23 protein-coding genes and 1 pseudogene are annotated in these 22140 nt (G+C 74.7%); 13 read left to right on the top strand and 11 right to left on the bottom strand.

Going from position 1 to position 22140, the window contains the following annotated elements:
* The 4 genes from F9B16_RS25455 to F9B16_RS25440 are packed head-to-tail and all read right to left on the bottom strand — an operon-like array spanning position 1 to position 3971.
* Entirely contained in the window at positions 1-1275 is a 1275-nt protein-coding gene (locus tag F9B16_RS25455) for a type III PLP-dependent enzyme domain-containing protein (protein WP_151542643.1), read from the bottom strand.
* A complete protein-coding gene (locus F9B16_RS25450; protein ID WP_151542642.1) occupies positions 1268-2758 on the bottom strand; it encodes a class I adenylate-forming enzyme family protein in 1491 nt (496 codons plus the stop codon). Before F9B16_RS25450 ends, F9B16_RS25455 begins: the two co-directional genes overlap by 8 nt.
* A gap of 3 nt (positions 2759-2761) precedes the next feature.
* Complete coding sequence (locus tag F9B16_RS25445) at positions 2762-3019, bottom strand: acyl carrier protein (protein WP_151542641.1); 258 nt, start codon at positions 3017-3019, stop codon at positions 2762-2764.
* Positions 3020-3068: 49 nt separating this feature from the next.
* Positions 3069-3971 carry an acyl carrier protein gene (locus F9B16_RS25440; RefSeq protein WP_151542640.1) on the bottom strand — a complete coding sequence of 301 codons (903 nt, stop codon included), beginning with the start codon at positions 3969-3971 and terminating at the stop codon, positions 3069-3071.
* Between the two features lie 250 nt (positions 3972-4221).
* On the opposite strand from F9B16_RS25440, the gene F9B16_RS51170 reads away from it, so the two are divergent.
* The 6 genes from F9B16_RS51170 (at position 4222) to F9B16_RS25415 (ending at position 9043) form a co-directional block, all read left to right on the top strand.
* Complete coding sequence (locus F9B16_RS51170; protein ID WP_192808986.1) at positions 4222-4731, top strand: flavin reductase family protein; 510 nt, start codon at positions 4222-4224, stop codon at positions 4729-4731.
* Complete coding sequence (locus tag F9B16_RS25435) at positions 4728-5993, top strand: TrpB-like pyridoxal phosphate-dependent enzyme (RefSeq protein ID WP_192808985.1); 1266 nt, start codon at positions 4728-4730, stop codon at positions 5991-5993. The genes F9B16_RS51170 and F9B16_RS25435 overlap by 4 nt, the downstream gene beginning before the upstream one ends.
* Before the next feature lie 274 nt (positions 5994-6267).
* Positions 6268-7293, top strand: coding sequence for a helix-turn-helix domain-containing protein (locus tag F9B16_RS25430; RefSeq protein WP_192808984.1), 1026 nt, complete (start codon positions 6268-6270; stop codon positions 7291-7293).
* A gap of 24 nt (positions 7294-7317) precedes the next feature.
* A complete protein-coding gene (locus tag F9B16_RS25425) occupies positions 7318-7893 on the top strand; it encodes a CGNR zinc finger domain-containing protein (protein WP_225991933.1) in 576 nt (191 codons plus the stop codon).
* A 2-nt stretch (positions 7894-7895) separates the two neighbouring features.
* Positions 7896-8516, top strand: a complete 621-nt coding sequence (locus F9B16_RS25420) for a DNA-3-methyladenine glycosylase family protein (protein WP_192808983.1) — start codon at positions 7896-7898, stop codon at positions 8514-8516.
* Positions 8517-8551: 35 nt separating this feature from the next.
* Positions 8552-9043 carry a flavin reductase family protein gene (locus tag F9B16_RS25415; RefSeq protein WP_225991932.1) on the top strand — a complete coding sequence of 164 codons (492 nt, stop codon included), beginning with the start codon at positions 8552-8554 and terminating at the stop codon, positions 9041-9043.
* Between the two features lie 50 nt (positions 9044-9093).
* On the opposite strand, the gene F9B16_RS25410 is transcribed toward F9B16_RS25415, so the two are convergent.
* Both F9B16_RS25410 and F9B16_RS25405 read right to left on the bottom strand, forming a co-directional pair.
* Complete coding sequence (locus F9B16_RS25410; RefSeq protein WP_151542636.1) at positions 9094-9540, bottom strand: hypothetical protein; 447 nt, start codon at positions 9538-9540, stop codon at positions 9094-9096.
* Between the two features lie 111 nt (positions 9541-9651).
* Positions 9652-10566: a LysR family transcriptional regulator gene (locus F9B16_RS25405; RefSeq protein WP_151542660.1), complete on the bottom strand. Its 915-nt coding sequence runs from the start codon at positions 10564-10566 to the stop codon at positions 9652-9654.
* Positions 10567-10646: 80 nt separating this feature from the next.
* Here F9B16_RS25405 and F9B16_RS25400 point away from each other — a divergent pair, with 80 nt between their 5' ends.
* Together F9B16_RS25400 and F9B16_RS25395 are read left to right on the top strand one after the other, a co-directional pair.
* Positions 10647-11609, top strand: coding sequence for a DMT family transporter (locus F9B16_RS25400; RefSeq protein ID WP_225991931.1), 963 nt, complete (start codon positions 10647-10649; stop codon positions 11607-11609).
* Positions 11557-12498, top strand: coding sequence for a phosphotransferase (locus F9B16_RS25395; protein ID WP_225991930.1), 942 nt, complete (start codon positions 11557-11559; stop codon positions 12496-12498). Before F9B16_RS25400 ends, F9B16_RS25395 begins: the two co-directional genes overlap by 53 nt.
* Before the next feature lie 25 nt (positions 12499-12523).
* On the opposite strand, the gene F9B16_RS25390 is transcribed toward F9B16_RS25395, so the two are convergent.
* The gene (locus F9B16_RS25390) at positions 12524-13459 is read right to left on the bottom strand and encodes a sensor histidine kinase (protein WP_151542633.1); all 936 of its coding nucleotides are present in this window, start codon (positions 13457-13459) and stop codon (positions 12524-12526) included.
* An 84-nt stretch (positions 13460-13543) separates the two neighbouring features.
* Positions 13544-14638: a carboxylate-amine ligase gene (locus tag F9B16_RS25385; protein WP_151542632.1), complete on the bottom strand. Its 1095-nt coding sequence runs from the start codon at positions 14636-14638 to the stop codon at positions 13544-13546.
* Between the two features lie 191 nt (positions 14639-14829).
* On the opposite strand from F9B16_RS25385, the gene F9B16_RS53690 reads away from it, so the two are divergent.
* A complete protein-coding gene (locus tag F9B16_RS53690) occupies positions 14830-14961 on the top strand; it encodes a hypothetical protein (RefSeq protein ID WP_264159785.1) in 132 nt (43 codons plus the stop codon).
* A 49-nt stretch (positions 14962-15010) separates the two neighbouring features.
* Here F9B16_RS53690 and F9B16_RS25380 read toward each other — a convergent pair whose 3' ends face one another.
* The 3 genes from F9B16_RS25380 to F9B16_RS25370 all read right to left on the bottom strand — a co-directional run bounded on the left by F9B16_RS25380 (position 15011) and on the right by F9B16_RS25370 (position 16739).
* A complete protein-coding gene (locus F9B16_RS25380) occupies positions 15011-15193 on the bottom strand; it encodes a hypothetical protein (RefSeq protein WP_151542631.1) in 183 nt (60 codons plus the stop codon).
* 2 nt (positions 15194-15195) lie between these two features.
* Positions 15196-15405, bottom strand: a complete 210-nt coding sequence (locus F9B16_RS25375; protein WP_151542630.1) for an HGxxPAAW family protein — start codon at positions 15403-15405, stop codon at positions 15196-15198.
* Positions 15406-15560: 155 nt separating this feature from the next.
* Positions 15561-16739 carry an acyl-CoA dehydrogenase family protein gene (locus F9B16_RS25370; protein ID WP_151542629.1) on the bottom strand — a complete coding sequence of 393 codons (1179 nt, stop codon included), beginning with the start codon at positions 16737-16739 and terminating at the stop codon, positions 15561-15563.
* A 120-nt stretch (positions 16740-16859) separates the two neighbouring features.
* Between F9B16_RS25370 and F9B16_RS25365 the strand changes: the two genes are divergently transcribed.
* The 4 genes and pseudogenes from F9B16_RS25365 to F9B16_RS25350 all read left to right on the top strand — a co-directional run.
* Entirely contained in the window at positions 16860-18683 is a 1824-nt protein-coding gene (locus F9B16_RS25365; protein WP_151542628.1) for a methylmalonyl-CoA mutase subunit beta, read from the top strand.
* A complete protein-coding gene (scpA, locus tag F9B16_RS25360) occupies positions 18680-20893 on the top strand; it encodes a methylmalonyl-CoA mutase (RefSeq protein ID WP_151542627.1) in 2214 nt (737 codons plus the stop codon). The genes F9B16_RS25365 and scpA overlap by 4 nt, the downstream gene beginning before the upstream one ends.
* Positions 20890-21873 (top strand): methylmalonyl Co-A mutase-associated GTPase MeaB, encoded by a 984-nt coding sequence (meaB, locus tag F9B16_RS25355; RefSeq protein WP_151542626.1) that lies wholly within the window; start codon positions 20890-20892, stop codon positions 21871-21873. The genes scpA and meaB overlap by 4 nt, the downstream gene beginning before the upstream one ends.
* Before the next feature lie 78 nt (positions 21874-21951).
* Positions 21952-22140, top strand: a pseudogene (locus tag F9B16_RS25350) (GNAT family N-acetyltransferase); the annotation flags it as partial.

Raw genomic sequence — 22140 nt, 5'->3', positions numbered from 1 at the left:
CTACCTCCTCGGTGTCGGGGTGATCGGGTCGGTGGTGCGGCGGATCTCCAGGCGGCCGCGTTCGAGCACGTCGGCGCCGTCGACGACGACCTCGTCGGGCAGCGGGTGGCCGAGGAACAGCGCGAGGCTGGCCGACAGCCCGTAGGCGCCGGCGTTCGGCACCACGGCCACGTCGCCGCGGCTCAGCTCGGCCGGCGCGTCGCCGCGCCGCGTCCAGGTGTCCAGGGGCGTGCAGAGGGGGCCGCTGACCATGGCCTCGCTCACCCCCTCCGGCCCTCCGGGCCCGTCCGGTACGGCGGCGCCGTCGGGTGTCGTGAGGTCGGGCAGGATCGGCGGGACGCGGCGCAGGCCGGCCATGCCGCCCAGGTGGTTGATGCCGGACTCGCACACCACGATCCGGCGGCCCTGCGACTCCTTGACGTCCAGCACGCGGGTGAGCAGGCGCCCGCAGGTGGCGGTCAGGTACCGGCCCGACTCGAACGCGACCCGCGGCCGCCCCTCCTGCCAGCCGGGGAAGGCTGCGGCGAGCAGCTCCTTGAGCCGCGCCGCCAAGCCCGGGAAGTCGGGGAGGGCGCCCTCGCGGGCGTAGGGGGCGCCGAACCCGCCGCCGAGGTCCAGGGTGCGGAGCGGGAACCCGAGCCGGCGCTGGACGCGGGCGGCGGCGTCCACCGCCACGGCGAACTGGTCGGCGAGGGTGTCCTCGTCGGCGAGGTTGGTGGCGAGGTAGAGGTGCACGCCCTCGACGTCGACGGCGCCGTGGCCGCTGAAGCGCTCGGGCTCGGCCTCGATCCAGCGCAGGTCGGCGCCGAACTGCGACGGCGCCCCGGTCATCGCCAGCCCCACGCCGGGGATCGGCTGCTCGGGGTTGACCCGCAGCAGCGCGCGCACCCGCACGTCCCGGCTCCGGGCGATGTCGTCGAGCTGCCTCATGGCCTCGGCGGAGTCGACGGAGAACCGCCGCACGCCGCCGTCCAGGGCCCGGTGGACGTCCCGGTCCCGCTTCCCGGGCCCGGTGTACAGGATCCGGTCGGGCGGGACGCCGGCCTCCGCGGCGGAGGCGAGTTCCCCCTCAGAGGTCACCTCGGCCTCGCAGCCGAGCGCGTGCAGGCGCCGGACGATCGCCGGATGCGGGTTGGCCTTCAGCGAGTAGTACAGATCGCTCGGCTGCGGCAGGAACGTGGTGAGCCGCGCGTGCGCGGCGTCGAGCTCGGCCAGGTCGTAGACGTAGGCCGGGGTCCCCTCCGCCGCGATCCGGTCGACGGGCGGCTCAGGCATGGACGCCCTCCTCCAGCCGGGCCCGCAGGGCCTTCTTGTCGGTCTTGCCGTTGGCGTTCACCGGCAGCTCGGCCACCGCGTGGCAGCGCTGCGGGACCTTGAATGCCTCCAGGTCGTCGCGCAGCCGCCGCTGGACCTCCGCGGGCTCGGCGCCGCCGGTGACGAACAGGACGGCCTCGGCGCGGTCGCCCTCCGGGGGCAGGACGGCGGCGCCGTCCACGCCGGACAGCCGCCGGGCCGCGGCCTCGACCTCCACCGCGCTCACCCGGAACCCCTGCTGCTTGTAGACGTCGTCGCGGCGGCCCCGGAAGTGCAGGTAGCCGTCCTCGTCGACCACCCCGTAGTCGCCGGTCCGCAGCTCGGGGAAGAGCCCCTCGCGGCGCGGGAAGCGCTGCTCGTTCAGCTCGGGGCGCCGCCAGTAGCCGGCCATCACGTGCGGCCCGCGGACGACCAGCTCGCCCGTCTCGCCGGGCGGCAGCCTGCGGCCGTGCTCGTCGACGGTGAACGCCTCGGTGCCGGAGAGCGGGCGGCCCAGCGCGCCGGGGCGGCGCAGGTCCTCGTCCGGCTCCATGATCGAGACGCGCTTGCACTCGGTGAGCCCGAACATCAGCTGGACGCGCAGGTCCGGCAGGAGCTCGCGCAGCCCGTCCAGGACGCGCCGGGGCATCGCGGCGCCGGTGTTGGTCATCAGCCGCAGCGGCGGGTGCCGGTCGGCGCCGCGGCGCAGCATCCGCAGCAGGCCGTCGGCGACCGGCGGCACGGCGGGCAGCACGGTGGCGCGGCTGCGCAGCAGGTTCGCCAGCAGGCTCGGGCCCGCCTCGGCGGCGCTGCCCAGCCAGACGTGGGAGCCGCCGATCGCGCCGAGGAAGAGCTGGTAGAGCCCGTAGTCGAAGGAGAGCGGCAGCGGGCAGTACACGGTGTCGTCGGCGCGGTAGCGCAGCCGGTCCTGGATCGCGCGGGCGGCGAAGACCATCTGCGCGTGGGTGGAGACGACGGCCTTGGGAAGCGCGGTCGTGCCGGAGGTGTAGATGAGGCACGCCGGGTCGTTGGCCAGCGGCTCGTCCTCGGTCACCGGTCCGTGTGCGCCCGGGCCGGGGACGGCGTCGGCGAGTCCCGCGACGGCGACCCCGCATTCGGCGGCCGTTCCGGCGGCCTCGGGGTCGTCGGCGACGAGCAGCGCCGGCTCGCAGTCGCCCAGGATGTGCCGCAGCACGTACCCGCGCACCTGCTCGTGCACGACGGAGAAGACGACGCCGATGCGGGCGGCGCCGTACAGCAGCGCGGCGAGACGCGCGTCGGGCATCGCGGTGACCACCATCCGGTCGCCGCGCCGCAGGCCCCTCTCGGACAGCCCGGCGGCGGCGCGGCGGGCGGCGTCCCGCAGTTCGGCGTAGGTCAGCGTGGTGTCGGCCTGGGTGACCGCGGCGGCGCCGCCGTCGCGCTCCGCGGCCTCGTCCAGCAGGTGGTGCAGCAGCTCGCTCATCGGTCACACCGCCTTCGCGCCGGACGCCGAGCGGGCGAACAGCTCGCACAGGGCGTCGAGGTGGTGCAGGTTCTCCGGGCGCAGGTCGGCGGGCGCGATCTCCACGCCGAGCCTCTCCTCGAGCCGCTCGACGATGTCGACCACGCGGAAGGAGCTGAAGGTGGGCAGCTCGGTCAGCGGGTCGGCGGCGACCAGGCTCCGCCGGTCGACCGCGAGCACCTCCGCGGCGGTGTCGATCACTTCGTCATGGACGGTGGGCATCGGGCCTCCTCGTCGTCGGGGGAACGGGGCCTTTCGGGGGCGGGCCGGTTCAGGCGGCGGAGCGCTCCGCCAGCTCGGCGTCCTCGGCCAGCAGGTCGGCCAGCGGGCCGTACAGGTCGGGTGCCGGACGGTCCCGGCGCACCCTGCGCAGGCCCACGTACACCTGCTCGGCGAAACCGGCCCAGGCCCGCGCGTGGTCGCGCGCCCGGTCGGCCGCCTTCGCCCGGGGGTCGGCGCGCTGCCAGGCGGCGTGCAGCGCCCGGTCGCGCGCCAGCAGCCAGGTCTCGAGCGTCAGCCGCTCGACGGAGGCCTTCGGGTCGGGGTGCTCGCGGTACGCCGCCACGTACCGGTCGCGCGCGGCGTCCGTCTCGGCGGCGGTGAGGTGGTCCCGGTTGGCCTCCGGGGCCGGCGGGTCGCCGGGCGTGCACGGCTCGACGTCGAAGAGCCGCAGCCCGGCGCCGGCGAGGTGCGCGTCCAGCTCGTCGCGCGGGTAGGAGTGCCAGCCCGGCCGGGCGGGTCCCCACTCGGTGTCGTTGTGGTAGGCGTCGACGACCGTGGCGCGGTCCGGGTCCTCCTCGTCCAGGACGAGGAAGCTGTGCTCCATGTGCTGCCGCTCGAAGTAGGGGCCCCACGGCAGGGCGTACGCGTCGGCCACCGCGTAGAGCGGGCCGCCGGTGAGGTCGGCGGCGTCCCGTTCGCTCGTCGCGAGCCCGAGCAGGCGGGCGGCCGACGCGACGCGCTCGTCGAGTTCCGGCTCGACCGTGGGCAGCGCGCCGGGCGACGGGTCCAGCGGACGGACGTCGAACCGGAGCGGCGCGCCGAGCCGCAGATGGGTGTCCGTCCCGTGGAACCGGTCGGCGAGCACGCCCAGGTTCACCTGGATGCAGTCCATCACGGAGGCGTGCACGCCCCCCGCGTCCCGGGGCACGGTCCGTGTCGGATCCTCGATCACGATTGCTCCTGATCGGTCGATTCAGTCGGTCGATTCTCAGGAAACAGCCGTGCGGGCCGTCCCGCGGCGCGGCGACAGGTTCATGCCAGGGCGGTGCTGACATCAACCTGACATCCGGTGTTGCGAACGCGTCTCCGGCCGACACTGAGGAAATGCGGCGCGCTGCCGGATGCGCGCGCGTTCGATTCAGAGCCCGTTCACCCTCTGGGCTCCTTCAGCAATTCACCGCCGATCGAAGGGACGGTCAAAGGTGGCCGCGGAGATCATCGAGAACAGGTACGCGGAGAAGAACAAGGAGGTGAGCGAGCGATATCTGCGGGACGTGTTCGGCTCGTTCGTGACCGGGGTGACCGTGGTGACCGCCGCGACCGGCGACGGCTTCGCCGGGTTCACGGTCAACTCCTTCACCAGCGTCTCCCTGAGCCCGCCGATCGTGCTGTTCTGCGCGGATCTGGGCTCGGCGACGGCGACCCGGATCGAGCGGGCTGGGGCGTTCGCGGTGAACATCCTCGGCCGCCACCAGAAGGAGCTGTCCGACCGGTTCTGCGCCTCGGGCTGCGACCGCTTCAGTGGAGTCCAGGTAGCCTCGGCCGCCACCGGCGCGCCGATCCTGCACGACGCGCTCGCCTACGTCGACTGCGAGCTGGACGGCGCCGCGACCGCCGGCGACCACCGCATCCTGCTCGGCCGCGTCCTGTCGGCGGGCCGGCTGTGCGACGACAAGGAACCGCTCGCGTTCTACCAGGGGGGTTACCGGTGACCGGCGGCGTCGAGGTTCCCACGCACTGGTACAACGTCCTGGCCGAGCGCGGCATCGAGCTGCCCCCGGAGCGGGCGGCGGATCCGTCCCCGGCCGGGGGAGGCGGGCTGTCGGCGGCCGTCCCGAAGGCGCTGGTCCGGCAGAACATGCCGCTGCGGCCCTGGGTGGAGATCCCCGAGCCGGTGCTCGAGGCCTACCGGGAGTGGCGCCCGACGCCGCTCGTCCGGCTCCGCCGGCTCGAGGCGGCCCTCGGCACCGAGGCCCGGCTCTACATGAAGTACGAGGCCGGCAACGTGGCGGGCTCGCACAAGTACCTCACGGCCCTGGCCCAGGCGTACTACTACGCCGAGGCCGGCGTCCGCACGCTGGTGACGAGCTCGGCCGCCGGGCAGTGGGGGACGGCGGTGGCCGCCGCGGCCGCCCGCTTCGGCCTGCGGTGCGTCGTGCACATGGTCCCGGGCAGCTTCGACCGCAAGCCCGGGCGCCGCGCGGTGATGGAGCTGCTCGGCGCGGAGGTCCTGCGCGGCGCCGAGTCGGCGCCGGGCGGCGGGCGCGGCACCGCGCTCAGCGACGTGATGAGCGAGGCGATGAAGCGCGCGGGGGAGACCGAGGGCGGGCGCTGGATCCTGGGCGGCAGCGAACCGTTCGCGATCCTGCACTCCACGGTGATCGGCGCGGAGGCGCGCGAGCAGCTCACCGGTCTGGGCGAGGACGCGGACCCGGTCCTGATCGGCTACCTGGGCGGCGGCAAGAACGTCGGCGGGCTCGGCCTGCCGTTCCTCGCGGGCGGCGGCGACGCGGCCATCGTGCCGGTCGAGTCGAGCTCGTACCCCGTGCTGACGCGCGGCGCGTACCGCTACGACGCGCGCGACCGCGCGGGCCACGGCTCGCAGGCGAAGATGTACACGCTCGGCAGCGGCTACGCGGGCGCTCCGATCCAGGCGGAGGGAATGCGCTACCACGCCGCGCCCAAGCTGTTCAGCGAGCTGCGGGCGCGGGAGATGGTCCGGCCGGAGGCCTACGACGAGAAGCCCGTCTTCGACAGCGCCCGGCTGCTCCTGCGCACCGAGGGGCACCTGCCCTCGGCCGAGGCGGCCTACGCCGTGCACGCGGCGTGCGAGATGGCGGGCAGGCCCGAGAACGCCGGACGGCCGCTGGTGTTCTGCCTCTCCGATCACGGCCACTACGACGGGGACGCCTACCGCGCCTACCTCGACGCGCGGCTGGCCGGCCGGCCGCCGGAGGACTCCGAGATCGCCTAGGCGCGCCTGCGGGAGAGCGGCCGGTTCCGGAGGGCGCCGCCGAGGTGACGGCGCGTTAACGGGGATGTCCCAAAAGGAACGATCCAGAGGGGCCGTTTGGAAGGGGACGTTCGCTGGTCCGCTATTTCGAGGTTCGAAAACCCCCTCGATTACGTGGGAATACTCCGGGCGCCCGGGTCTCGTGCGTTTATCTCTCCTCTCGGGTGCTACGAAGACCTGGGTGCCCGGCCAGGGGAGCGCGGGCCGGACTTCGCGACCAGGGGTGTTCTCTCACATGCTGGATATGCTCGGTCTGGAGGAAGCGGACAATATCGTCTACGGGCACATCGTCCACCGTTTCGATTGCACGGCGGAACAGATCGCGAAGGCGCTCGGGCTTCCTTCCCGCCAGGTCGGCGACAGCATCGCGCGGCTCATCCGCGCCGGACTCGTCTGCACCGAGCAGGTCGGCAAACTGCGCCCGACGTCGAACGGCCCGATGGTCGCCGCCGACCGGCTGCGCGCCCAGGTGGACGCCGAGTACGCGCGCAAGCGCAGCAGCATCACCGCGCTTTACGGCGAGCTGGCGGGGCTCCTGGAACGGCATCCCGTGCTCGGCTCGGTCGGGCTCGCCCCCACCGTGGACCGGATCGGCGACCCGGAGGCCGCCCGGCTGCAGGTCACCGAGCTGCTCGGCGCGGCCCGCCGTGAGGTCGCGAGGATCACCCCGGCCGGCGGCCCGGGCGCGCCGGGCCGGACGCACCTCGACCACGAGCAGGCGGAGCTCGCCGCCCTGCGCCGCGGGGTCCGCCTCCGCCTGGTCTATCCCAGCGGCTTCTTCACCGACGACCGGCTGCGCGACACGGTGCGGCCCCGGCTGAACGAGGGCGGCCAGGTCCGGATGCTGCCCGAACCGCCCGTCGACCTGCTGCTCCTGGACCGGCAGGCGGTCGTCCTCACCGAGGGAGGGACCGGCCCGAGCGGCCACGCGACGCTGATCGTCCGGGGACGCGGGCTGGTCGAGGCGCTCGACGCGCTCTTCCAGGCCTGCTGGTCGCAGGCGAGCGGCGTCGACCACCTCCTGGACGGAGACCAGGAGCATCCGGACGGGGACCCGCTCCGGCTGGCCGCCACGGACCGCGCCATGCTCACGATGCTGGGCGAAGGGGCCAAGGACGAGCTCGTCGCGCGGCGCCTGGGCATCTCGGTCCGGACGGTACGGCGCCGGGTCTCCGAGCTCTTGCGGATGATGGACGCCACCAGCCGCTTCCAGGGCGGCGTGCTCGCCGAGCGGCGGGGATGGATCGGGCATGGCACGTAACACGTCAAGCCGTATCATGGGACGGTGGCGCCCGCGGGCACGCGCATCCAACGGCTGCGCTTCGACACCGGGGCGACGTGGCTCGACCTCGTCGCCACCGTCGGCGACGCCTACGGCGAGACGCCGGTGGAACGCCTCCGCGACACGGCGAGGCTCCGCGAGTGGCTCGACGCCGAAGGCCTCCTCCCGGAGCGCGCGCCGGATGAGGACGACCTCGTCCGGGCGCGCGAGCTGCGCGAGTCCCTGCGCGGCCTGGCGCTCGCCACCCTGCGGGGGAACGCCTGGCCGCCCGGCGACGTCGCCCGCGTCAACGAGCACCTCCGCGCCGACGAGCCCCTCGAACTGCGCGACGGGCCGTCCGGACCGCGGACCCGTCCGCCGGCGACCACCCGGGCGGCGCTCGGCCGCGTCGCCCGCCAGGCGGCCCAGCACCTCACCGGCCCCGAGGCCCGGATGCTGGGCGCCTGCCCGGCCCGCGACTGCGGGATGCTGTTCCTGGACCCGACCGGCCGGCGGGTCTGGTGCGCCGCCGAGATCTGCGGCGTCCGCCACCGCGTCCGCGAGCACCGCCGCCGCCGCCGTCGCCGCGCCGCGGGGTGACCGTGCCCGCTGACCGCGACTGGGACGAGGGCCGCGCGCTGCTCGGCGCCCGCGACCCGGTCCTGCGCCGCCTGGTGGAGCGAGATCCCGGGCTCGACCCGGCCGAGGTGTTCGACGGCTGGGGCGCGGACCTGTGGACGGCGCTGCTCCGGCAGGTCACCGACCAGCACATCTCCAACGCCGCTGCCCTCGCGATCATCGGACGGCTCCGCGACCGGTACGGCGGCAGGACGCCGGGCCCCGGGGAGTTCCTCGACGCTCCGCCCCGGGCGCTGGCGGAGGCCGGCTACTCCCAGGCCAAGATCCGCACGCTCACCGACGCGGCCGGGCGCATCGTCCGGGGCTCGCTGTGCCCGGAACGGCTGGCCCGCATGCGCGACGAGGAGGCGCACGCCGAGCTCACCGGGATCAAGGGCGTCGGCCGCTTCACCGCCGACGGCGTCCTCGTCCTCGCCTTCCGGCGTGCCGACGTGATGCCGTCGGCGGACCTGCAGATCCGCAAGGCGATGGCCCGCGAGTGGGCCCTCGGCGCCGTCCCGTCGGTGCGGTCCGCCGACGAGCGCGCCCGTCCGTGGGCCCCGTGGCGGACCCTCGCCGCCGCCTACCTGTACTCCCGCGCCTGAAGGACCGTCCCGCCGTGGCCGCATAGGCTGCCGGGGTGGACACCGATGAGTTCGTCGCCGGGTTCGACTACCCGATGTTCGTGGTGACGGCGGCCGATCCGGGCACGGGGGAGCGGGCCGGGTGCCTGGTCGGGTTCGCCACGCAGACCAGCATCGACCCGTTCCGGTTCCTGGTGTGCCTGTCCCGGCGCAACCGCACCTACAGGACGGCTACGGCGGCGACGGTCCTCGCCGTGCACGTCCTCGGGCAGGACGAGGACCAGCGGGAACTGGCCGCCTTGTTCGGTGCGCGGACCGGCGACGACGTCGACAAGTTCGCCCGGTGCTCCTGGCGTCCGGGACCCGCAGGCGTGCCGCTGCTCTCCGCGGCCCGCCGCCACCTGGTCGGACGCGTCCTGGAGCGCGTCGGCCTCGGCGACCACATCGGTTTCCTGCTGGACCCGATCGAGGTGGCGGGAGACGGCGAGGCCGCCCCGCTCACCTTCCGCTCGCTGCCGGACCTGCAACCGGGCCATCAGGCGGGCTGACCCGTGCCGGAGCCGGTTCGGCCTCCCTGCCGCTCGGGCGCGCCCGCCCGTCAGTGGCGGCGCCGGCGGCCGCGGCGCTCCTCGCGCGCCCGGCTCAGCTCCTCCAGCACCAGCGTGGCGCCGATCCCGATCAGCCAGGAGTCCTTGGCGAGCGGGATGCCCTGCTGGGTGGGCCGCAGCCCCTCGCGCATGCCGGGAAGCCGCAGGTAGAGGCCGGCCAGCCCGCCCGCGAACGCGGTGAGCGCCGCGCCCGCCAGCACCGTCGGCACCACCGGGGTGACCAGCGCGGTGCCGAGCGCGACCTCGGCGGCGCCGAGGTTGCGGGTGAACGCGGCCTTGTCCTGCGACTCCAGGAACGGGTAGGCGGTCTTGGCGGTGCCGTGGATGTACTCGGCCGTCCCCTCGTCGCCCTTGAGCTTCGACAGGCCCGAGTTCAGGACGAACGCGCCCACGATCAGCCGGACGGGCATCTGGTGCGCGCGAGCAAGAAAACGCATCGTTCCCCATAACGATCGGGAGATTCCGGGCGCAGGGATCATTCCCGCCGGTGGCCCGCTACACCTGAAGCCCCGGTCAAGTCTCGGCCACGGCTCGGCGCCCTCCGCCGCTCAGGACGCCAGGCGGTCCTCCATGAAGTGCTCGGCGGCGGCCCGCAGCGCCTCGACGCACGCGTCGACGGCCGGGCCCGCGGCCTCCGTCCGCCACGCCACGTAGATCTTGCGGCGCACGACGGGGCGGGTGGCGAGCATCCGGACGCCGGCGGGCACGGGATCGCGGCCGAGGCGGGGGATCATCGCGGCGGCCAGCCCGGCGGCGACGAACGCCAGCTGGGTGGCATAGTCGGCCACGTTGCAGGCGATGTCGGGGTCGACGTTGTGCTCGCGCAGCGTCTGGACGATCTGCTTCTCGCAGGTCCCGCCGGCCGTCCACGCCGCCCACCGCAGGCCCCGCAGCTCGTGCAGGTCGACGGTGCGGCGCCGGGCGAGCGGGTGCGCGGCCGGGAGCGCCAGGTCGATGACGTCCGAGGACAGCAGGACGTTCGACACCGAGGCGGGGAACGGGGTCGGCAGGGTGTCCCAGCTCTCCACCATCGCCACGTCGAGGTCGCCGCGCGCCAGGGCGGGCAGCACGTTCTCCGCCTCGCCCTCCCGGAGGGTGGGGGTGAGGCCGGGGTGCCGCTCGCGCAGCGCGGCGAGCGCGGGCGGCAGCACCGACCGGGCGGCGGTGACGAACGCGCCGAGCCGGACCGGCCCGGTCACGTCCGCGCGCAGCCCGTCCAGCTCGGCGGCGGCCGCCGACAGCTGGGCGAGCACCCGGGCGGCGTGCCCGGCGAGGACGTGCCCGGCGCGGGTCAGGCGCACGCCGCGCCCCTGCGGTTCGAGCAGCGCGTGGCCGGTCTCGCGTTCGAGCTTGGCCAGCTGCTGCGAGACGCCGGACGGCGTCACGTGCATCGCCTCGGCCGCCGCCGCGATCGATCCGTGCACCGCGACCGCGTGCAGGGCACGGAGCCGTTCCAGGTTCATCGTCACGGTAGCGATCCTACCGATTTCCGCTTAAGAACATTCGCTTGTGCTAATGGATCGCGGCGCGGCAGCGTGGAGGGGTGCGAAGGATCGACCCGCGTCTGCTCGCGATCGCCGGGGCCGCGTTCATCTCCGTCTCGGCGATCCTGTTCCGGCTGTCCGGCGTCTCGTCGGGGACGGCCGCGTTCTTCCGCTGCGCGCTCGCGCTGCCGGTGCTGGCGCCGCTCGCGCTGTGGGAGCGGCGGCGGACCGGGCCGCGGCGCCGCGCCGCGGTCGACGCGGCGGCGGGCCTGCTGCTGGGCGCCGACCTGGTGCTGTGGGGCGCGTCCATCGACCGGGTCGGCGCGGGGATCGCGACCGTCCTGGTGAACGTGCAGGTCGTGGTGGTGCCGCTGCTGGCGCTCGCGGTGTTCGGCGAGCGCCCGTCGCGGCCGTTCGCGCTCGCCGTCCCGGTGATGCTCGGCGGCGTCGCGCTCGCCGGCGGGGTCGCCGAGCACGGGACGGGCACGGACCCGGCGGGCGGGATCGCGTTCGGCGTGGGCGCCGGCGCCGCCTACGCGGGCTACCTGTTCCTCACGCGCGTCGCCGGACGCGGGCAGCGCCACCGGGCGCAGCCCGTCCTGCTGTCGACGTGCGGCGCAGGCGCCATGGCGGTCGTGATCGGCGCGCCGTGGCAGGGCGTCGACCTCGCGCCCGGCTGGGCCGCGCTGGGCTGGCTCGCCGCGCTCGCCATGACGGGCCAGGTGTGCGGCTGGATGCTCATCGGCGCCGCGCTGCCGAGGCTGCGCGCCGAGGAGGGCGGGACGCTGCTGCTCCTCCAGCCGGTCCTGGCGGTCGTGTTCGGCGCCGCGGTCCTCGGCGAGCGCCCCGGGTTCTCGCAGATCGCGGGCTGCGTGCTCGTCCTCGCGGCGGTCCGGCTGGCCGGACGTCCCCGCGCCGAGCGCCCCGATGACGCGCGGCCGCCGGCGCCGCCCGGTACGGTTCGTCGGCGTGACGACTCCACCGGAAGGCCCGCCCGTTCCCGAATGGGAGCCCGAACATGAGGTGACGGCGGAGGCGGCGGCCGCGCTGATCGGCGACCGGTTCCCCGGGCTCGCGGGCGCCCCGGTGGAGGCGCTCGCGATCGGATGGGACAACACGGTCTTCCTGGTCGGCGGCGAGTGGGCGTTCCGCTTCCCCCGCAGGCGCATCGCCGTCCCCGGCGTCGAGCGCGAGATCGCGGTGCTCCCCGCCATCGCCCCGAGCCTGCCGCTGCCGATCCCCGTGCCGCGGTTCACCGCGGGGCCGTCCGGCGATTTCCCCTGGCCGTTCTGGGGCGCGCGGATCATCCCCGGCCGCGAACTCGCCGAGGTCAGGCCCGCGGACGAGGACCGGACGGCCCTCGCGGAACAGGTCGGCGCCTTCCTGCGCGCGCTGCACGCCCCGGCGCTCGCCGCGCGGGCGGGAAGGGGGCTGCCGCACGACCCGATGAAACGGGCGGACCCCGCCGTCCGCGCCGAGCGGACGTTCCCCCGGCTGGACTCGCTCGTCCGCCTCGGCGTCTGGGAACGCGGCACCGCCGTGACGGACCTCCTCGCGGACGCGCGGCACCGGGACGCGCCGGACGGCGAACCGGTGATCGTCCACGGGGACCTGCACGTCCGGCACCTGCTGCTCGGCCCGGACGGCCGGGCCGCCGGGGTGATCGACTGGGGCGACGTGTGCCTGGCGGACCCGGCCGTCGACCTGTCGATCGCCTACGCCGGGTTCGCCGGCACGGCCCGCGCCGCGCTCCTGGCGGCGTACGGGCCCGTCCCGCCGGAGCGGGAGGCCGCCGCGCGGGTGCTCGCGCTGAACATCAGCGCGACCCTCGCCGAATGGGCCGCCTCCACCGGTCGCGGGGTGCTGCTAGCCGAGGCCCTCGCCGGCATGAGCCGAGCCGTCGCGGGCTGAGCGGGCACAGCGGACCGGCCGTTCCTCAGACGCGCATGTACACGCGGACGGTGGTGCCGCCGGGCCCGGTGTGCATGCGGACGAGGTCCGCGAGGTGGTTGACCAGCAGGATCCCGCGGCCGCCGAGCGGGCTCATCGCCGCCGGGCGCCGCCCGGCGAGCGGGTCGGTGATGGTCCCGGAGTCGCTGACCTCGCAGACGACCTGGCCGTCCTCGGACCAGATCCGCGCCGTCCCCTTCCCGCCGCCGTGCAGGCAGGAGTTGGCGGCCAGCTCGTGCACGGCCACCTCCAGGTCGCCCGCCGGTTCCGGGTCGAGGCCGAGGTGCAGCGCCCACCGGCAGGTGAACTCGCGGACGCGGGGCAGCGCGTCCAGGTCGAAGCTCATCCGCGCGGCGCCGGACGGCTCGGGCAGCGGCCGGTTGTAGGAGCTGATGACGCGGCCGGGCGCGTAGTCGCCGCTGGCGCGCTCGCCGTCCCGGTCGATGAGGACCGGGTGGGTGGCACGGGCGTCGGAGATCACGACGGCGTCCAGGCCCGCCACGTCGTAGGGGCACAGGATCGACACCTCGCGCCCCGCGAACGCCAGGTTGATCAGCGCCTCGTGCTGGGCGCAGGCGGGGTACTCGGTATCGGTCCGGCCCGGCCAGATCGGCTCCCCGATGATCCGGACGCGCCCGGCGGGATGCCGGTCGGCGAACTCGCGCAGCACCCCGGGGATGATCCGGCCGGGGTTGCGGCCCGCCTCGGTCATGTCCAGCCAGCGGACGTCCCCGGCGGCGTCGCCGAGCGCCTCGCGCAGCACGCCGAGCCGGGGTCCGGGGACCGCGACGGCCACCGGCTCGCCGCCGTCGAGGCCGGCGCGCAGAAACGGGACGGTGCCGGCGAGGTACTCCTCGTCGCCCCGATAGAAGAGGGCGGGATGGACGAACGGATCCCCCGGTGTCGCGTCGTCCGGATCCATGCCCTCGTGGCCCCCAACCCTCAGTGAACGCCGTTCACTCGAACGATTACCCGCGAACGAGCAGGTGAAAACGGGTGAATCATGTCATAGAGCGCGGGTGCGGAGGAGAGCGGCGTCCACCACATCGGTGAGCCGGCCCCTCCGACGGTAGGCGGCGCGCTGCCGCTCGGCGCCCGTCCCGCCGGTCATCAGCCGCCGCACACCGGCCGCGACCCGGTCCAGGTCGCCGCTGTCGCGCAGCGCGGGCAGGACGTGCGCGAGCAGGTCCCCGGCCAGCTCCCGGAACGTCGCCGGACGGCCCGTGCACACGTCCACGCCGCCGCCCGCGAGGCCGTCGCGGGCCGCCAGCCAGTACGCCGCGCGCAGCATCTCCTGCGGCGGATCGGGCGGGGGCTCCCCGGCCTCCACGGCGCGCACCGACATCTCCACCAGCGCGCGGATCAGCGCCGCGAACACCGACGCGTCCGCCGCGGTCGGCGCGACGTCGCCGAGCCGCACCTCGACCGTGGGCAGCCGCGCCGACGGCCGGACGTCCCAGAAGATCGTCCCGGTGTCCATCAGCGCGCCGCACCCCAGCAGCGTGCCGACCAGCTCCTCGTAGTGCCCGTACGACTCGAAGTACGGCGGCGGCCCCGCGACCGGCCAGCGCGCCCACGTCATGACCCGCCAGCAGGCGTGCCCGGTGTCGCGGCCCGCCCAGTACGGCGAGTTCGCCGCGAGCGCCAGCAGCGTCGGCAGCCAGGGCCGCAGGTGGTTGCTGACCGCGACAGCCCGCTCCCGGTCGGGCATCTCGACGTGGACGTGGCAGGAGCAGATGCTCTGCTCGTCGTCCAGCGCCCGGTAGAACGCGAGGCTCTCGGCGTAGCGGGCGCCCGCGCCGATCGGGGCGGGCACGAGGTCGCCGAGCACGGGCGTGCCGGTCGCGGCGAGCCGCACGCCCTCCGCGGCCGCGGCGCCCGCCATCGCGGCGCGCATCGACCCGACCTGCTCCTCCAGCTTGTCCAGGTCGTCGCAGGGCGGGGTCTTCGCCTCGGCCAGGAAGTCGACCAGCTCGGTGGAGGCGCGCTCGCCGAGCGCCCGCTCCGCGCGCCGCACCACGGCGGCGGCACGGGGGACGACCTCCCGGGAACCGGGATCGACGACGAAGTACTCTTCCTCGATTCCCATTCGCAGGGCCATCCCACCACCTCGGGGTCGGGGGCTCGCAGGCGGCCGCGTCACTTCGACGGTACGTTCTCGCGGCCCGCTTCGCACCCGCCGGAGGTGGCCGCGTCCGGGGAGCGGGATCTCCTTGACCCTCTTTTGACCCGCCGCTCAGCGGGCAGCGTTGGAGGAGAGACGCCGCGAAGCGACGAAGGAAGGTGGTCCGGATGACCGGCTCGACCTCGATCGGCGTGCTCCTGCTGGTGCTGGCGATCGCGGCCCTGGTGCTCGTCGGCCTGTTCTACTTCGGCGGCGGGAGGAAGGGCCCGCACAACGGCCTGGACAGGGACCGCCGCTGACCGGCCCGGCCGCGCCGGGCCGGTGCCGCCGGGCCGGCGCCGGGAGGCTTCAGGGGCCCTTGTCGACGAAGTACATCGACAGGGCGATGACGTGCGTGACCACGACCACGCCGATGCCGAAGAAGAACAGCATCTTCGCGGGGCCGTGCGGGAAGACGGTCCCGGGCTTCAGCGGCCCGCGCTCGCGCTGGCGGGCCGCGATCCGCTCCTCGATGGGCGGCCGCCCGAACACGGCTACTGCCGCGGGTCGTCGACGACGACGTCGGTCATGATGTCGACCGCGAGGGCGATGATCCCGCCGATCACGGCGACCGCGGCGCCCGCGCCGAACACGATCCAGTCGGGGCCCATGACGATGCCCACGCCGCCGATGACGAAACCGACGAAGATGATGGCCACGGCGATCCAGGACTTCGGGCGTCCGGCGTGGCTGCCAGTCGACATGCGCAGTCTTCTCTTTCCGCGTTCGGTGGGGGACGGGGACCCGTCGTGATCGGGTCCTCGACGCCGAACTCTAGCAACGCCCCGCCCGCGCGGCCGCAGCGGGGCGCCCGCGCGGCGCGCCGCGCGGACCCGCAGGCGGGCACCGCCGCGCGCGGTCAGACGAACGCGCCCTGCCCGGTCGCGGCGCGGCCGACGATCAGCGTGTTGATCTCCCGGGTGCCCTCGTAGGAGTAGAGCGCCTCGGCGTCGGCGACGAACCGCCCGATGCCGTAGTCGAGGACGATCCCGTTGCCCGCCATCAGCTCGCGCCCCCAGCCGACCGCCTCGCGCATCCGGCTGGTGCAGTACGCCTTGGCGAGCGCCGAGTGCTCGTCGCGGTAGAGGCCCTCGTCCTGCAGCTGCGCCAGCCGCACCACCATGCCGAGCGAGGCCGTCGCGTTCCCGAGCATCCTGACCAGCAGGTCCTGGACGAGCTGGAACTTGGCGATCGGCCGCCCGAACTGCTCGCGCCGCACCGCGTAGTCGCGGGCGATCTCGTACGCGGCGAGCATCACCCCGACCGCCTGCCAGGCGACGCCGCTGCGGGTGCGGCGCAGGATCGCGGCGGTGTCCCGGAAGCCGGCCGCGCCCGCCAGCCGGTCGGACTCGGGGACGACGCAGTCCTCGAACGTCAGGTCCGCGTTCTGCACCGTGCGCAGCGCGATCTTGTTCTCGATGCGGGTCGCGGTGAAGCCGGGCGCGTCCTTGCCGACGACGAACCCCTTGACCTGGTCGTCGGCCTCGTCCCTGGCCCACACGACGACCAGGTCGGCGAAGGTGCCGTTGCCGATCCACCGCTTCGCGCCGTTCAGCACCCAGGAGTCGCCGTCGCGCCGCGCCGTGGTGCGCAGCCCGAGCGCGACGTCGGAGCCGCCCTCCGGCTCGGTCAGCGCGAACGCGCCGATCTTCTCCATCCGCCCCATCGCGGGCAGCCACCGCTCGCGCTGCTCCGGCGACCCGCAGCGGCCGATGCTGCCCATCGCCAGCCCGGTGTGGACGCCGAAGAACGTGGCCATGGACGGGTCGACGCGCGCCATGTCCATCGCGAGGAACCCCGCGAGCAGGCTGCTCGGCCGCTCCCCGGGGCACTCGTCGTAGGCGAGCCCGGCGATGCCCAGCTCGCCGTACTGCGGGACGAGGTCGAAGGGGAACTCGGCCCGGCCCCAGCAGTCGTCGGCGATCGGCGCGACCTTCGACTCCAGGAAGCTCCGCACCCGCTCGACGATCTCCTTCTCGCGCTCGTCGAGCAGGTCCTGCATGTGGTAGAGGTCACCCGGCAGCGGATCCAGCGTCATGGGGTGGCCTGTTCCCCGAGCCCGGACCGCTAACCGGCGCCGGGCCCGCGCCGGCGGGCCGTTCTGGTGACCGGGACCCGGTCTCGGACGCGGTGTAGGCGTGCGCTTACCATCCAGGGCATGACGGTGCCGCCTGAAGAACTCGAACTGGCCGCCGCCTTCCCCCCGGCCGAGCGGGACCGGTGGCGGGAGATGGTGAAGGGGGTGCTGCGCAAGTCCGGCGCGGCGACCGAGGAGACCCCTCTCGGCGAGATCGAGTCCCTGCTGACCCGCGAGTCCTGCGACGGAGTGCCGATCGCCGCGCTCTACACGCGCGACGACGCCCCGCCCGGACGCCCCGGGCTCGCCCCCTACGTCCGCGAGGTGCGGCCGGACGGCGAGGGCCTCGCCGGCTGGGACGTCCGGCAGCCGCACGGCCACCCGGACCCGGCGGTGACGCGCGAGGCGGTCCTCGCCGACCTGGAGAACGGCGCCACCTCGGTCTGGCTGCGGCTCGGCGAGGGCGGGACGCCCGTCGCCGCGCTGCCGGAGGTCCTGCGCGGCGTGCTGCTCGACCTCGCGCCCGTCGTGCTGGACGCGGGGGAGCAGGCGGTGGAGGCGGCCGAGGCGTTCCTCGCCCTGGTCACCGAGCGCGGGAACCAGCCGGACGCGTCGGGCAACCTCGGTGCCGACCCCCTCGGGCTGCAGGCCCGCACCGGCACCGCCGGGTCCCTGGACGACGCGGCGGCGCTGGCCGCCCGGTGCGTCCGGGAGTTCCCGCGGCTGCGCGCGGTCGTCGCGGACGGCACCCCGTACCACGACGCGGGCGGCGGCGACGCGGAGGAACTGGGCGCCGTGGCCGCCGCCGGCGTCGCCTACCTGCGCGCCCTCACCGGCGCCGGGCTGGGCGTGGACGAGGCGTTCGGGCAGATCGAGTTCCGGGTCGCCGTCAACGCCGACCAGTTCTCCTCGATCGCCAAGCTCCGCGCGCTGCGCCGGCTGTGGGCCCGGATCGCCGAGGTCAGCGGCGCCGCCGAGGGGACGTCGGCGCGGATCCACGCCGTCACCTCGTCGGCGATGATGACGCGCCGCGACCCGTGGGTGAACATGCTGCGCACCACCGTCGCGGCGTTCGCCGCCGGGGTCGGGGGCGCCGACGCCGTCACCGTCCAGCCGTTCGACGCCCGGCTCGGCCTGCCGGACGACTTCGCCCGCCGCATCGCCCGCAACACCCAGACGCTGCTGCTGGAGGAGTCGAGCCTCGCCCGCGTCGTCGACCCGGCCGGCGGCTCCTGGTACACCGAGAGCCTCACCGAGGGCCTCGCGCAGGCCGCGTGGTCCTGGTTCACCGAGATCGAGAAGGCCGGCGGCCTCGCCGCCGCCCTGGAGTCCGGGCTGGTCGCCGACCAGATCGCCGCGACCTGGGCGCGCCGCCGCAAGGACCTGGCCCGCCGCAAGGCCCCGCTCACCGGCGTCAGCGAGTTCCCGAACCTGGCCGAGAAGCTGCCCGAGCGCGACGCCGCTCCGGCGCGTCCCGGCGGCGGGCTCCCCGTCGTGACCTACGCGCAGGACTTCGAGGCGCTCCGCGACCGGTCCGACGCCCACGCCGAGGCCACCGGCGCCCGCCCGAAGGTGTTCCTCGCCACGCTCGGCCCCATCGCCGTCCACACGGCGCGCGCGTCGTTCGCCGCCAACCTGTTCCAGGCCGGCGGCATCGAGACGGTCACGGGCGCCCCCGAGGAGTTCGCGGCGTCCGGCACGGCCGTCGCCTGCATCTGCTCCAGCGACCGCCTGTACGAGGAGCAGGCCGCCGAAGCGGCGCGGGTCCTGAAGGACGCCGGTGCTGTGAAGGTCTGGCTCGCGGGTAAGGGAACCTACGAGGGGGTCGACGCCCGCGTGCACGCCGGATGCGACGCGATCGAGGCGCTGCAGACCACCCTCCGCGATCTGGGAGTGAACGAATGATCCCCGACTTCACCGAGATCGAGCTCGGGACGGCGCCCCCCGCCGACGCGGCCGCCAGGCGCTGGCGCGCCGCCGTCGCCGACGCCACCGGCAAGGACCCCGAGGCCCACACCTGGGACACCCCGGAGGGCATCGGCGTCCCGCCGCTCTACACCGGCGACGACCTCGCCGGGCTCGACTTCCTCGGCACCCTGCCGGGCATCGCCCCGTACCTGCGCGGCCCATACCCGGCGATGTACGCCACGCAGCCGTGGACGATCCGCCAGTACGCCGGGTTCTCCACCGCCGAGGAGTCCAACGCCTTCTACCGGCGCAACCTCGCCGCGGGGCAGAAGGGCCTGTCGGTCGCGTTCGACCTCGCCACCCACCGCGGCTACGACTCCGACCACCCGCGCGTGGCCGGCGACGTCGGCATGGCGGGCGTCGCGATCGACTCGATCTACGACATGCGGCAGCTCTTCGACGGCATCCCGCTGGACAGGATGAGCGTGTCGATGACCATGAACGGCGCGGTGCTGCCCGTCCTGGCGCTGTACATCGCGGCGGCCGAGGAGCAGGGGGTGAAGCCGGAGGGCCTCGCGGGGACCATCCAGAACGACATCCTCAAGGAGTTCATGGTCCGCAACACCTACATCTACCCGCCGGCGCCGTCGATGCGGATCATCTCCGACATCTTCGCGTACACCTCGCAGCGGATGCCGAAGTACAACTCCATCTCGATCTCCGGCTACCACATCCAGGAGGCCGGGGCCACCGCCGACCTGGAGCTGGCCTACACCCTCGCCGACGGCGTGGAGTACATCCGCGCGGGCCGCGAGGCCGGGCTGGACATCGACGCGTTCGCGCCGCGCCTGTCGTTCTTCTGGGCGATCGGCATGAACTTCTTCATGGAGGTCGCGAAGCTGCGCGCCGCCCGCCTGCTGTGGGCGAAGCTGGTGAAGCAGTTCGACCCGAAGAACCCCAAGTCGCTGTCGCTGCGGACGCACTCGCAGACGTCCGGCTGGTCGCTGACCGCGCAGGACGTGTTCAACAACGTCGCCCGCACCTGCGTCGAGGCGATGGCCGCCACGCAGGGCCACACCCAGTCGCTGCACACCAACGCGCTGGACGAGGCCCTCGCGCTGCCGACCGACTTCTCCGCCCGCATCGCCCGCAACACCCAGCTGCTGCTCCAGCAGGAGTCCGGGACGACCCGGACGATCGATCCGTGGGGCGGCAGCGCCTACGTCGAGCGCCTCACCTACGACCTCGCCCGCCGCGCCTGGGGCCACATCACCGAGGTCGAGAAGGCCGGCGGCATGGCCAAGGCGATCGACGAGGGCCTGCCGAAGCTGCGCATCGAGGAGGCCGCGGCCCGCACCCAGGCCCGCATCGACTCCGGCCGCCAGCCCGTCATCGGCGTCAACAAGTACCGGCCGGACGTCGAGGAGCGCATCGAGGTCCTCAAGGTCGACAACGCCGCCGTCCGCGCGCAGCAGATCGAGAAGCTGCGGCGGCTGCGCGAGGAGCGCGACGAGACCGCGACGCAGGCCGCGCTCGGCGCGATCACCGCCGCCGCCGAGGCCGCCGAGAACGGCACGCGCCCGTCCGACCTGAGCCACAACCTGCTGGCCCTCGCCATCGACGCCGCCCGCGCGAAGGCGACCGTCGGGGAGATCTCCGACGCGCTGGAGAAGGCGTACGGGCGGCACGCCGCGCAGATCCGTACGATCTCCGGGGTGTACCGGGAAGAGGCGGGCAAGGTGAGCAGCATCGAGAAGGCGCGCGCCGCGACCGCCGCGTTCGAGCAGGAGGAGGGCCGCCGGCCCCGCATCCTCGTCGCGAAGATGGGCCAGGACGGCCACGACCGCGGCCAGAAGGTGATCGCGACCGGCTTCGCCGACCTCGGCTTCGACGTCGACGTGGGCCCGCTGTTCCAGACGCCGGGCGAGGTCGCCCGGCAGGCGGTCGAGGCCGACGTGCACATCGTCGGCGTCAACTCCCTCGCCGCCGGCCACCTCACGCTGGTGCCCGCGCTGCGCGAGGAGCTGGCCGCGCTCGGCCGCGACGACATCATGATCGTCGTCGGCGGCGTCATCCCGCCGCAGGACTTCGACGAGCTGCGCGCCGCCGGCGCCGCCGCGATCTTCCCGCCCGGCACCGTGCTCGCCGACGCCGCGATCGGCCTGCTGGAGGAGCTGACCGCGACGCTGGGGCACGCCGGGACGTGAGGCCGGAACTCCAGGACTACGTCTCCGGGGTCCGGGACGGGTCGCGGGCGTGGATCGCGCGGGCGATCACGCTGGTCGAGTCGGCCCGTCCCGACCACCGGGAGCTGGCGCAGCGGCTCCTGGTCGAGCTGACCCCGCACACCGGGAACGCCCGCCGCGTCGGGATCACCGGCGTGCCGGGCGTCGGCAAGTCCACGTTCATCGACGCGCTCGGCACGAAGCTGACGGGGGAGGGGAACAAGGTCGCGGTGCTGGCCGTCGACCCGTCCTCCACCCGCACCGGCGGCAGCATCCTCGGCGACAAGACGCGCATGCAGCGCCTCGCCGCCGACCCGGACGCCTTCATCCGCCCCTCCCCGACGGCCGGGACGCTCGGCGGCGTCGCCAAGGCCACCCGCGAGGCGATGGTCGTGATGGAGGCCGCCGGGTACGGCGTCGTCCTCGTCGAGACGGTCGGGGTCGGGCAGTCCGAGACGACCGTCGCCGAGATGGTCGACTCGTTCCTGTTCCTCACCCTCGCCCGCACCGGCGACCAGCTCCAGGGCATCAAGAAGGGCGTCCTGGAACTGGCCGACGTCATCGCCGTCAACAAGGCCGACGGCGACCACACGATGGAGGCCAAGCGCGCCGCCCGCGAGCTGTCCGGCGCGCTGCGGCTGCTGCGCAGCGACGAGCGCGCCCGCGCCACCCCTGTCCTGACCTGCAGCGCCCGCGAGGGCACCGGCCTCGACGCGGTGTGGGACGAGATCGTCGGGCACCAGGAGCGGCTCCGCGAGTCCGGCGAGCTGGAGGCGCGGCGCCGCCGCCAGCAGGTCGGCTGGACGTGGGCGATGGTCCGCGACCGGCTGCTCGGCGAGCTGCACGCCCACCCCGCCGTCCGCGATCTCGCGCCCGGCCTGGAGAAGAGCGTCGCGGACGGGACGCTCACCCCGGCGCTCGCCGCCGAGCGCATCCTGGAGGCGTTCTCGCGCGAACGGTGAGGGGGCTTCCGGGCGTCCGGAACCACGGGTTGCCCGGGCTCCCGGCCGCGGCGGACGGGGATCAGGTACAACAGTCGGATGGACGTCATCGCGCTCGATGATCCGACGGACGCGCAGATCCGGGAGTGGCACGGCGTGCTGTGCGCCGTGCACGCCGCCGGTCCGGCGGGGGAGCCCGCGCCGGAACCGGAGCAGACGGCCGAGCGGCTCCTCGGCGGCGATCCGGGCTCGCGGCAGCGGCTGTGGGCGGCCGCCGACGGCGCGCGG

Origin of the sequence: Actinomadura montaniterrae, from assembly GCF_008923365.1 — a bacterium.
Lineage (GTDB): Bacteria > Actinomycetota > Actinomycetes > Streptosporangiales > Streptosporangiaceae > Spirillospora > Spirillospora montaniterrae.
This window is presented reverse-complemented; position numbering and strand designations above follow the sequence as displayed.